Source organism: Actinospica acidithermotolerans, assembly GCF_018139625.1.
In the GTDB taxonomy this organism is placed as follows: Bacteria; Actinomycetota; Actinomycetes; order Streptomycetales; family Catenulisporaceae; genus Actinospica; species Actinospica acidithermotolerans.
The window spans coordinates 17,288-28,504 of sequence record NZ_JAGSOH010000093.1 but is presented as its reverse complement, the minus strand read 5'-3'; the positions used below and the strand labels follow the sequence as shown (position 1 = coordinate 28,504).

Below are 11,217 nucleotides of genomic sequence, written 5' to 3'. Positions count from 1 at the left end.
CGCCGGCATGGGCTCGGGGGTGAGGGATTCGGGTTCGGTCAGGACGGTTTCGCTCACAGGCGGCCCCCTCAGGCGTTGCAGACATGACGTAGATCACACGGCATACAGGTTACATCATTAGCAGCGCTAAACGGAAACCGGCTATTCCCGATTCGGGGTCTTACATCTGATGCGCGAGGGGCGGGTGATCAGCCCGGATGATCCACGTGGCGCGGCTCAGCGGACGTTGAGCCAGTGCTCGATCGGGCTGAGCGCGAAGTAGGCGACGAACAGCAGCGCGACCACGATCATCAGCGGGTGGACCTCGCGCAGCCGGCCGAGCACGATCCGGATGGCCACGAAGGCGATCACCGCGGCGCCGATGCCGTTGGTGATCGAGTACGTGAACGGCATCAGCGCGATCGCCAGGTAGCCGGGGATCGCGATGGACCAGTCGTCCCACGGGATGTACTGGATCTGGGTGGTCATCAGGAAGCCGACGACGACCAGCGCGGGCGCGGCGGCCTGCTGCGGCACGATGCCGGTCAGCGGCGTCATGAAGGCCGTGAGCAGCAGCAGCGCGCCGGTCACCAGGCTGGCGAAGCCGGTCCGCGCGCCCTCGCCGACGCCCGCGGCCGACTCGACGAAGGTGGTGTTCGACGAGCAGGATCCGGCGCCGCCCGCCGCCGCGGCCAGGCCGTCGATGAACAGCACGCGGTTGATCCCCGGCACCTCGCCCTCCGGCGTCAGCAGCCCGGCCTCCGCCGTCACGCCGACGATCGTGCCCATGGCGTCGAAGAAGTCCGACAGGATCAGCGTGAAGATGAACACGACCGCCGTGACCGCGCCCGCCTGCGCGAAGCCGCCGAACAGCGAGAACTTGCCGAGCAGCCCGAAGTCGGGGGAGGCGAACAGGTGGTGCGGGATCTTCGGCTGGATCAGACCCCAGTCCGCCGCCGTCAGGTGCGCGACGTTGTTCACGATCACCGCGATCACCGTGCAGCCGACGATCGAGATCAGGATCGCGCCGGGGACCTTGCGCACCAGCAGCAGGAAGGTGGCCAGCACGCCGAGGCAGAAGATCAGCACCGGCCAGCCGGTCAGTTCGCCGTTGGTGCCGAGCTGCACCGGGACGGTGGACTGCGCGGAGTCGGGCACGCGGGTGACGAAGCCCGCGTCGACCAGGCCGATCAGCGCGATGAACAGGCCGATGCCGACGCCGATGGCCCGCTTGAGCGGCATCGGGATCGCATCCATGATCATCTTGCGCAGGCCGGTGACCACGAGCAGGCAGATGCCGATGCCCTCGAGCACGACCAGGCCCATCGCGTCCGGCCAGGACATCGTGGGCGCGATCGTGTAGGCGACGACGCCGTTGAGGCCGAGCCCGGCGGCGATGGCCAGCGGCAGGTTCCCGCCGAGGCCCATCACGATCGTCATCACGCCCGCGACGACCGCCGTGGAGACGGTCAGCTGCGCGGTGTTGAGGGTGTGGCCGTACAGGTCCTTGCCGGAGCCGAGGATCAGCGGGTTCAGCACCACGATGTATGCGAGCGCGAAGAACGTCGCGAGGCCGCCGCGCACCTCGCGCAGCACCGTGGTCCCCCGCTCGCGCATCCAGAAGAGCCGCTCGTAGGGGCTGGCCTCGGGATCGAGGGCCGGCGGCGCGGCCATGGCGGCTCCTGGTGGGTGCGGACGGCGTCCGGCGGGCTAGGCTTGGCGACGTGCCCATTCCCGCTGGATCCGATAAGCCGACCGAGCAGCCGCCGAACGGGGGTACCCGCGAGCTCGAGCCGATGGAGGTCGACCTCGGCCGCATCGTGCTGATCGGCACGGTGCTGTTCGCGATCGCGGCCGTGATCCTGCTGCCGATGCAGAGCACGCTGACGAATGCCGGGCACGGCCGGTGGCCGTGGATCGCGGTCAGCGGCGCCGGGCTCGGGCTGCTCGGCCTGCTCTACGTCAAGCGGCGGGACCGGGCGATCGCCCAGGACGCCGCGAGCCGGGCTGACGCCCCGTCGGCCGACTGAGCGGCGCGGGGGCGGCACGGGGCCCTGGCTCCCGCCACCAGAGCTGATACGGCCTCAGAAGGCCCGCAGCCGCCCGCCTGGCCGCTCAGGAGTGGCCGAGCTCGGCGGACTCCATCGCGAACTCGTCCAGCACCGGCTCCGGCAGCTCGCGCGGCTCCGGCACCGCGACGGCCTCGGAGTGCCCGCCGCAGCCGAAGCCCAGCGCGACGACCTGGCCGTCGGCCGGGGAGAACTCGTTCGCGCACACGCCCAGCGCCTGCCGGAACGCGCCGGCCAGCGGGGCCAGGAATCCGCAGGTGGAGCACGTCGCGGGGGCCGCCTGGGCCATGTCCGACTCGGGACCGCGCAGCTGCGACCAGCGCTCCGCCGCGATCTCGCGGCCCTCGCGGGAGAGCACCCGCGGGCGGCCGAGGCCGAGCTCGAAGCTGATCAGCGGCAGCGAGTCGCGCAGCTCCCAGCGCTCGTCCTGCTGCGGCTCGGCCATCTCCGGATCGTCGGCGCCGGTGTAGCCGGGCTCGAGGCGGACGTCGTCCGCGGCGGTGGGCAGCAGGTCCCCGACGCCGATGTCGCCGGGCTGCAGCCGCTCGCTCCAGGGCAGCCAGCGCGGCGGCATGATCGCGCCCTCGCCGGGTACCAGCACCGTCTCGTCCACCGTGACCAGCTTCGAGCGGGAGGCCCGGGTCACGGAGACGGCCCAGCGCCAGCCCACGTAGCCGCGCTCGTTGGCGACGAAGAAGTGGGTGGCGACGCGCTCGCCCTCCGGCTGCACGCCGAGGTGCTCGCCGACGTTCCCGATGCCCGCCACGTCCTCGGCCGCCGCCAGGGCGAGATCGACCGCCTCGGCGCAGGCCGAGTCGAGCAGTGGAGTACGGCTGGAGCGGGGCTTGGTGGCGGTGGTCACGCTGACGATGGTAGTCGTTCCGCGCCTCGCCAGCGCCAACCGTCCACGGTTTGCAGCCTGCCTTCAGGCAGCGGACGTCCGGGTTCGGTAACAGCCCTGGTGACAATCGACCTTCGCGGGGTGGAGACTTGAGCGGTATCGCTGTGGAGGGGGAAGGTAGAGGCATGGGCGGTCCGGACGACGCCACGCGAGCCGTGGATTCCCAAGGGGCTGGCCCTGGCGGGCCGCCGCTGGAGGAGACGCTGCTCGGCGACCCAGCCGACCTGCATCAGACCGAGGTGGTCGGGGCGGCCAAGGCCGCCGCGAAGCCCGGGCGCGGGCCCGCGTGGATGCAGCAGACGGCCGGGGCGGTGAAGCACGGCGCCGACGTGGGCGCCGACGTCGGCGGCGCCGTGTACGGCCGGATCCAACGGATCACCCAGGCCGACGGCGCCGGCGAGTCCGGCCTCTCGCACGTGATCGAGCTCAACGCCGTCGTGGCGACCGGCGACCTGCTGGTCACCGTCGCGCTGGCGTCCTCGCTGTTCTTCAGCCTGCAGCCGAACGAGGCCAGGCCGAAGGTCGCGCTCTACCTGCTCGTCACGATGGTCCCGTTCGTCATCCTGGCCCCGGTGATCGGCCCGCTGCTGGACCGGCTGCGCGGCGGCCGGCGCTTCGCGATGGCGCTCACCTCGCTGATCCGCGCGCTGCTCGCGCTGGTGCTGGCCAAGACGATCGCCGGCGGCAGCCTGGCCGTGTACCCGGCGGCCTTCGGCGTCCTCGCCGCGTCCCGGGCGTACGGGGTGAGCCGCTCGGCCGTCATCCCGCGCGTGCTGCCGCCGGGCACGAGCCTGGTCCGCGCGAACTCGCGCATCAACCTCTTCACCCTGTTCGCGACGCTGGCCGCGACGCCGATCGGCTACGGTCTCGGCAAGCTGGACAAGGCGTACCCGCTGCTGCTGGCCGCGGTGGTCTTCTTCGCGGGCACGGCGCTGGCCCTGCGGCTGCCCAAGCACGTCGACTCGGACGAGGGCGAGATCAGGGCCCGGCTCAGCCGCAAGGACCGCGGCCTCGACCCGCACGAGACGAAGATCGCCCGGACGCTGCCGGACAAGCGGCTGCGCGCCGTCGGCCTCAGCGTGATCATGGCGCTGCGGGCGACGGGCGCTCTGCGCGCGTTCGCCGGCTACATGGCGCTCTACTTCGCCTTCATGCTGCGCACGAACTCGATCGGCGGCCTGAAGAACCTCACCGCGATCGGCCTGGTCGCCGGCGCGATCGCGATCGGCGGCGGCCTCGGCTCGCTCGTCGGCGGCTGGCTCAAGGCGCGGGCGCCGGAAGGCATCGTCGCGGCGTGCGTCGCGCTGAGCGCCGTCGTCTCGGTGATGACCGCGTTCTACTACAACCTGCCGATGGTGCTGCTGTGCTGCGGCCTGGCCGGCCTGCTGCCCTCGCTGGCGAAGCTCTCGCTGGACGCGATGATCCAGCGCGACACGGTCGAGGCCGTGCGCACGTCCGCGTTCGCCAAGTCCGAGACGCTGATGCAGCTGTGCTGGGTGCTCGGCGCGGCCCTCGGGCTGATCATGCCGAGCAGCCACCCGGTGCTGGCGCTGAGCACGTGCGCGGTGTGGCTCTCGGTGGTCACGCTGCTGACCGGCAAGTCGCTGACGGACTATCGGTCCATGCAGAACGCGACCCCGGCGCAGGCGGCGCGCTGATCGGTCGGGGCCCCTCCCGCAATGGCCCGCGAGGCCCGCGAGGTCCGCGATGATCATCAGACCGGCCCGGGCGCGGGCCGGCCGGCCGGTGCGGTGTAGCGTCGAGGCGTGAACCGGATCCTGATCGTGACGGCGGTGGAGGCCGAGGCCGAGGCCGTGCGACGCGGACTGCCCGCCGACGCCCCGCACGGCGTGACCGTGCTCGCGGGCGGCGTCGGCTCGGCGCAGTCCGCCGCGGCGACCGCGCGGGCGCTCGCCCTCGACCCCGGCTACGACGCCGTGCTGAGCGTCGGTATCGGCGGCGCGTTCCCGGGGAAGGCGGAGCTCGGCGGGCTGCTGCTGGCCCGCCGCGTGGTCGCCGCCGACCTCGGCGCGGACAGCCCGGACGGGTTCCTGAGCGTCGACGAGCTCGGGTTAGGCAGCTCGACCCTGGACGGCGGACGCGTGCCCGGCCTCGACGCCGTCGTCGGCACCATCCTGACCGTGAACACCGCCACCGGCACCGACGAGCGCGCGGCCGAGCTGACGGCACGTCACCCGCAGGCCGTCGGCGAGGCGATGGAGGGCTACGGCGTGGCGGCGTCGGCCGCGCTGTTCGACCTGCCGTTCGCCGAGGTGCGGGCCGTCTCGAACTTCGTCGGCAAGCGGGACCGGGACGCCTGGGAACTGGGCCTGGCCTTCGCCGCACTCACCGCCGCCGCCACCCCGATCGCGGAAGGACTCGAAGCGTGCTGACGCTCGCCCACTCCCCCTGCCCGAACGACACCTTCCTCTTCCACGCCTGGACGCACGGCCTGGTCCCGGATGCCCCGCAGGTCGACGTCACGTACGCGGACATCGATCTGACGAACGGTTGGCTGGCCTCGCCCGAGGGCCTGGACGTCATGAAGATCTCGGCGGCGGCACTGCCCGAAGCCCGGGCGAACGGGTACGAACTGCTGCCCTGCGGCGGCGCGATGGGCCGCGGCTGCGGGCCCCTCGTGCTCGCGGCGCCGGGCTTCGAGGGCTCGCTGACCGGCCGGACCGTGGCCGTGCCGAGCCTGAAGTCGACCGCGTTCCTGCTCTTCCGGCAGTGGATCGCGGAACGCGGCGAGGACCCGGAGATCGTCGTACTGCCGTTCCGCGACATCATGCCCGCGGTGCGCGACGGCAAGCTCGACGCCGGCCTGGTCATCCACGAGGCCCGCTTCACCTTCCAGAAGTTCGGGCTCGAATGCCTCACCGACCTCGGCGACTGGTGGGAGCAGACCACCGGCGCGCCGATCCCGCTCGGCGTCATCGTGGCCCGCGCCGCGCTCGGACCCGAGAGGATCGCGCAGGTCACGGCCGCTCTGCGCGCCTCGGTCGAGCACGCCTTCGCCCACCCCGGCGACTCGCGCGAGTACGTGCTCTCACTCGCCGAGGAGATGGATCCGGCGGTCGCGCAGAGCCACATCGACCTCTACTGCAACGAGTTCTCCCAGGACCTCGGCGAGGACGGCCGCAAGGCCCTGGAACGGCTCTTCGCGTAGGGCGGCCGGCCGGCGTGCGCCGCCTCGCACGCGGCCGGTCGGAGCCTCGCTTGAGGCGGTCGGGTCGGCGCGGAATTCGCCAGGCCGATCGCCATGGCCGGCGCCGCCCTTTCCGCCACCGCGCACGCCACGGTTTTCGCCACAGTGTTCGAGGGCGGGCCGGCTACGCCGGAGTCCGGGCTCAGACGTCGAGCTGGTCCGCCACCGCGCGCAGCAGCCGGGCGACCTTGCGCCCCTGCTCGCGGTCCGGGTGCTTGCCCCGGCGCAGGGTGGTGGACACGTGGTCGAGCACCTTCATCACGTCCTCGACGATCACCACGAGCTCCTCGGCCGGCTTGCGCTGGGCGACCGCTACCGAGGGCTTGGCGTCGAGCAGCTGCACGTTGAGGGCGCTCTCGCCCCTGCGGCCGTCCGCGATGCCGAACTCCACCCGTTGACCGGGCTTGAGCGCGGTCACCCCGGGCGGCAGGGCGGAGGAGTGGACGTGAACGTCGCCTCCGTCCTCCCGGGCGATGAAACCGAAGCCCTTCTCGGCGTTGTACCACTTCACCTTGCCGGTCGGCACGGGGGCTACCTCATCCGTATCGTGGTTTGCTCGCGGGGCACACGCCGCTGGCGCGTTCACCCTGACGAGTTAAGGCTAGCTGTCCGGACGCTCGTGGTCACGCCGCTTTGTCACACCCGGCACGAGCCCGCGGACTCCCGGTGACGCAACCCGCGGGCGGCGGGCGGCGGGCCCGCAGGATGCCGGGACGGCGCCGCGGGGGTACTGCGGGGACTGCGAGGGTGCCGGCGGGGGTCAGGAGCGCCGGATGACGCCGCGGCCGAGGCGCCAGGCCAGGAACACCGCGCCGAGCAGCGCGATCATCCGGGGCAGCGGGCCGAAGAAGGAGTCCACGCCGTCCAGCAGGTCGGCGGGCCTGTTCGTGGTGCCGCCGGGCTTGCCGTGGCTGTTGAGCCAGTACCCGAGGGTGAAGAGCAGGAAGCTGACCACCGGGATGCCGACGAGCAGCAGCCACTTCTCCGCCGGGCTGTAGAAGCGCGAGGCGAACGCGACGAGCACGGCCGCGAGCAGCACCAGCCAGTTGCCCATGATCGCGCCGACCAGCAGCAGCACGATGGCCAGCGACTCGACCGGGTGCAGCTTCGGGCCGCCGTCCCAGAAGGTGCGGATCCGGTCGGCCACCGCCAACTCCCCGGGCGCCGACGCCGTGGCCGCGGCCGCCGGGGCGCCCTCGGGCGCCGCCTGGCCGCCGCCGAGCGCGCCGACGGTCTCCGGCCGGTACTCGAAGGCCATCCCGAACGGATCGGGGTCGAGGCAGATCTCCGGCCCGGAGCCCGGCAGGCCGACCGGGTGGACGGGTCCGTGCCCGTGCCCGTCCGGCGCGAGCTGCTTGACCACGTCGGCGTCCATGCTGGCGGGCGTCGGACTGTTCGAGCTGGCCCGGGTCAGCCGGGCCTCGAGCGCCTTCTGCGACTCCGGGTCGCGCTGCACCTCGGCGTCCACCAGCGTCACCGGGTCGCCGAGCCCGGCCAGGATCCGGTCCAGCGCCCGGATGTCCGTCCCCTGCTCTGCGCGCTCCTGCTCGATCGTCGCCCGCAGCGTGTCCAGCAGCCGATGCCGGGCAGCCGGGGACAACTGCGGCGCCGCGGTGTCCGCGACCTTGCTCAGAAAGCCCGCGAGCACGTGCTCCGGGTCGCGGTCCGGCCGCGCCGTGAGCCTTCCGTACTCTCCGAACTCGTATCCGCTGCGCACCGTCGCCGCCCCTCATCTGATCGCCGAGTCCTGTTATATATGCCCGCGGCGGCCTGCGGTGACCCCACGACCCGCCCGCCGGGGGTAGCGCGCCCGGCGCACGGGTCGCACGGCGCGCGCACATGCACGCCCGCCCCGCCCGCGTTGCGGAGGGGTTACGGTCTGTGGGTGCGCGGGGGTATGGCAGGGTAGTGGCATGCCGAACGGATTGCTGGAAGTCATCGCCGTGGACGCGCGGGACGCGCGGGCGGCGGTGGAGGGCGGGGCCGACCGGATCGAGCTGGTCAGCGGGATGGAGTTCGCCGGGTTCTGCCCGGCGCTGGAGACGGTCGAGCAGGTGCGCGCGGCGGTGGACGTGCCGGTGCGGGTGATGCTGCGGCTGCGGGAGGACTTCTCGATCGGCGGGGCGCAGGGAGCGGCGGAGATCGCGGCCGCGGGGCGGCGGCTGCGGGAGGTGGGGGCGGATCAGTTCGTGCTCGGCTGGCTGGACGGCGCCGGGGCGGTGGACCTGGCCGCGATCGAGAAGGTGCGCGACGCGTGGCACGGCCTGCCGTTCACCTTCCACAAGGCGATGGACCACGTCGCGGACCGGGCCGCCGCCTACGAGGCGATCCGGCCGCTTCCCGGGCTGGACACGGTGCTCACCTCGGGCGGTCCCTTCCCTGCGGGGCAGGGCGTCGCGGTCCTGCGGGCCGAGGCCGCCCGGGAGGCGGCGCTCGGCGAGCAGGGCTTGGCGATCCTGGTCGGCGGCGGGTTGAAGCTGGCCGACGTGCCGGTGCTGCGCGCCGCCGGGCTGCGCGACTTCCACGTCGGGTCGGCGGTGCGGGACGGGGCCGACTGGTCGGGGAACGTGGACGCGGAGCTGGTGGCCCGGTGGCGCGAGGCTATCGACGACTGAGAGCTCTCACACCGCCAGCTCCGCGGGCAGCGGCCTGGCGTGCAGCACGGTGAGCCGGGTGACGGCGCGGGTCAGCACGACGTAGAGGCGCCGCAGTCCCAGCAGCGCGTCGTGCTCGGCTTCCGCGATGGCGCCCGGCTCGACGACGATGACCTGGTCGTACTCGAGGCCCTTGGCGAGGGTCGCGGGAACGAGGACGAGCCGGCCGGACTCCGGTCCCGCGGCCGCTGCGTCGGCGGCCGCTGCGTTGGCGACCACTGCATGGGCGACCTCTGCTTCGGCGGCGGAGCCCGTCGCCTCGGCGGATGAGGCCGCCGGCTCCTCGGCGTCCAGCCGGCCGGCCGGGATGCCCGCCTTCGCCAGCGACCTGCCGATCCGATCCAGATCGGCGTCGGCGGCGATGAGGCCGATGGAGCCTTCGTCGCCGAGAGCGCCGCGGACGATCTCCACCAGGCGCCGGGTGAGGTCCGCGTCGTCCTTCGCGCCGACCACTTCGAGGCCGCCGCCCTGCTGGCGCACCGAGGTCGGCGGCGCGAGCTCGGGGGCGATCGACGGCAGCAGGCGAGCCGCGTACTCGATGATCTGCCTGGGCACGCGGAAGCCCTGGGTCAGCTCCTCGATGTGCGCCTCGGCCTTGCCCAGGTGCTCCAGCGCGATCGACCACGAGCCGGTGGCCCACGGCGTGGTCGCCTGCGCGATGTCGCCGAGCACTGTCACGGAGCCGGTCGTGCAGCGGCGGGAGACGGCGCGCAGCTGCATCGCCGAGAGGTCCTGCGCCTCGTCCACGACGACGTGGGCCAGCGAGGCGGTGCGCTCCAGCAGGTCGGCCAGCTCGTCGAGCAGGACGACGTCGGCCGCGGTCCAGCGTGCGGCGCCGGCGGAGCGCGGGGGCTTCGTCCAGAGCAGCGACCGCTGTTCCTCCTCGGTCAGTACGTCGCCGGCTGCCGCGGCCAGGCGCTCCGGGCTGCTGAAGAGGGCGTGCAGCAGCTTGGCCGGATCGACGGCGGGCCACGCCTGGTCCACCGCCTTGCGCACCGGCTGGCTGCGGGCGACGGCGTTCTGCACCCGGTCGTCCGGGGACTCGCCGGCCTCCTCCATGCGTGTCAGCACGCTGTGGGCGATGCGCTGGGCGAGCATCGTGCGTCCGGCGCTGTAGCGCACGTCGCGACCGCGCAGCGCCTCGATGTGCTCGGCCACCTCGTACGCCGGCACCCGCCAGCGCCGCGAGCCGCGGACAACGAGCAGCGAGTCCGCCGGTTCGGCGATGTGCGCCCACACCGCTCTGGCCAGGACCTCGGCCATCCGCACGTCGCCCTTGAGCCGGGCGACGGCGCCGTCCTCGGTCGCGCGCACGGGCGCGCGGTCGACCAGCTCGTCGACCGTGGCCTGCGCGACGTCGATCTCGCCGAGGGCGGGCAGCACCTGCTCGATGTACTTCAGGAACTGCCGGTTCGGCCCGACGACGAGGGCGCCGCCGCGCTTGATCCGCTCGCGGTGGGCGTAGAGCAGGAAGGCGACGCGGTGCAGGCCGACGGCGGTCTTCCCGGTGCCCGGCGCCCCCTGCACGCAGATGCTGGTGCCCAGGTCGGCGCGGACGATCTCGTCCTGCTCCGGCTGGATGGTCGCGACGATGTCGCGCATCGGCCCGGTGCGCGGCCGCTCGATCTCCTGGCGCAGGATCTGCGAGCCGCCGGCCGCCTCGTGCGCTGCCCCGTCCCGCGCCGCGTCGCCGAAGGGCTCGTCCTCGATCGCGGTCAGCACGCCGCCGGAGAAGCCGAAGCGCCGCCGCAGCGCGAGGCCCATGCTCTGCTTGGCGCTGGCCCGGTAGAAGGCGAGCGAGACCGGCGCGCGCCAGTCCACCACCATCGGGTCGCCGTGCGCGTCGTGCACGTGGCGGCGGCCGACGTAGAAGTGCTCGCCGGTGAATTCGGACTCTTCTTCGGCGCTGTAGTCGAGCCGGCCGAAGAACAGCGGCACGTCGGGCCGGTCCACCAGTGCCGCGGCGCGGGCCTGGAGGGCGAGGTTGAGCACCTCCGTGGACCAGCCGGTGCCGCCCTGCGCCTTGAGCGCGAGGGTGTCCTCGCGCATCGCGCGCAGCGCGGCGCGGGATGCCTCGAGGTGCTCTCGTTCGGCCGTGACCTGCGGGTCTTGTGCGATCGCCCCGTTTTCGGGCATGGCGAAGCCTCCAAAAAACACACGTGAACGCTGATCTGGTTGTGTATTCCGGAGGCAGAGGTCCGAGCCGGTCTCCCGACGGCCGTACGTGCGCGATGCGGCGGGGTGTTGCCGCGTGAAATGGAGACAAGCACCTTACCAGGGTTCTTGACAGAATGTCGATTCGCGGCCACGCTGCTCACCACGCGCCCGGTGTCTCCGCCGGACGCGCGCGGTTGTACAGGCGGGGGTCAAGACTTCCGGGGCGGCGGTGCGGCGCCGCGTGAGGAT

Annotated in this window: 10 protein-coding genes; 5 read left to right on the top strand and 5 right to left on the bottom strand. The window is 72.9% G+C overall.

Annotated features, from left to right (window positions below; translation table 11 throughout):
* Positions 1–216: 216 nt before the first annotated feature.
* Positions 217–1,653 carry an NCS2 family permease gene (locus tag KDK95_RS25325; RefSeq protein WP_212520785.1) on the bottom strand — a complete coding sequence of 479 codons (1,437 nt, stop codon included), beginning with the start codon at positions 1,651–1,653 and terminating at the stop codon, positions 217–219.
* Between the two features lie 50 nt (positions 1,654–1,703).
* On the opposite strand from KDK95_RS25325, the gene KDK95_RS25320 reads away from it, so the two are divergent.
* The gene (locus tag KDK95_RS25320; protein WP_212520784.1) at positions 1,704–2,009 is read left to right on the top strand and encodes a DUF2530 domain-containing protein; all 306 of its coding nucleotides are present in this window, start codon (positions 1,704–1,706) and stop codon (positions 2,007–2,009) included.
* Between the two features lie 85 nt (positions 2,010–2,094).
* On the opposite strand, the gene KDK95_RS25315 is transcribed toward KDK95_RS25320, so the two are convergent.
* Positions 2,095–2,910, bottom strand: a complete 816-nt coding sequence (locus KDK95_RS25315) for a DUF3027 domain-containing protein (RefSeq protein ID WP_307844646.1) — start codon at positions 2,908–2,910, stop codon at positions 2,095–2,097.
* Between the two features lie 164 nt (positions 2,911–3,074).
* Between KDK95_RS25315 and KDK95_RS25310 the strand changes: the two genes are divergently transcribed.
* The 3 genes from KDK95_RS25310 to KDK95_RS25300 all read left to right on the top strand — a co-directional run bounded on the left by KDK95_RS25310 (position 3,075) and on the right by KDK95_RS25300 (position 6,118).
* Positions 3,075–4,607 carry an MFS transporter gene (locus KDK95_RS25310; protein WP_212520783.1) on the top strand — a complete coding sequence of 511 codons (1,533 nt, stop codon included), beginning with the start codon at positions 3,075–3,077 and terminating at the stop codon, positions 4,605–4,607.
* 108 nt (positions 4,608–4,715) lie between these two features.
* Positions 4,716–5,342: a futalosine hydrolase gene (locus KDK95_RS25305; protein ID WP_212520782.1), complete on the top strand. Its 627-nt coding sequence runs from the start codon at positions 4,716–4,718 to the stop codon at positions 5,340–5,342.
* Positions 5,339–6,118, top strand: coding sequence for a 1,4-dihydroxy-6-naphtoate synthase (locus KDK95_RS25300; protein WP_249161862.1), 780 nt, complete (start codon positions 5,339–5,341; stop codon positions 6,116–6,118). Before KDK95_RS25305 ends, KDK95_RS25300 begins: the two co-directional genes overlap by 4 nt.
* A 181-nt stretch (positions 6,119–6,299) precedes the next feature.
* Here the strand turns inward: KDK95_RS25300 and KDK95_RS38355 are convergent, their stop codons facing one another.
* Positions 6,300–6,683, bottom strand: coding sequence for a cold-shock protein (locus KDK95_RS38355; protein WP_212520780.1), 384 nt, complete (start codon positions 6,681–6,683; stop codon positions 6,300–6,302).
* A gap of 234 nt (positions 6,684–6,917) precedes the next feature.
* Positions 6,918–7,874 (bottom strand): hypothetical protein, encoded by a 957-nt coding sequence (locus KDK95_RS25290; RefSeq protein WP_212520779.1) that lies wholly within the window; start codon positions 7,872–7,874, stop codon positions 6,918–6,920.
* Between the two features lie 196 nt (positions 7,875–8,070).
* Between KDK95_RS25290 and KDK95_RS25285 the strand changes: the two genes are divergently transcribed.
* Positions 8,071–8,772 carry a copper homeostasis protein CutC gene (locus KDK95_RS25285; RefSeq protein ID WP_212520778.1) on the top strand — a complete coding sequence of 234 codons (702 nt, stop codon included), beginning with the start codon at positions 8,071–8,073 and terminating at the stop codon, positions 8,770–8,772.
* 6 nt (positions 8,773–8,778) lie between these two features.
* Here the strand turns inward: KDK95_RS25285 and KDK95_RS25280 are convergent, their stop codons facing one another.
* On the bottom strand, positions 8,779–10,947 hold the full coding sequence (locus KDK95_RS25280) for a HelD family protein (protein ID WP_212520777.1): 2,169 nt from the start codon (positions 10,945–10,947) through the stop codon (positions 8,779–8,781).
* Between the last annotated feature and the right edge of the window lie 270 nt (positions 10,948–11,217).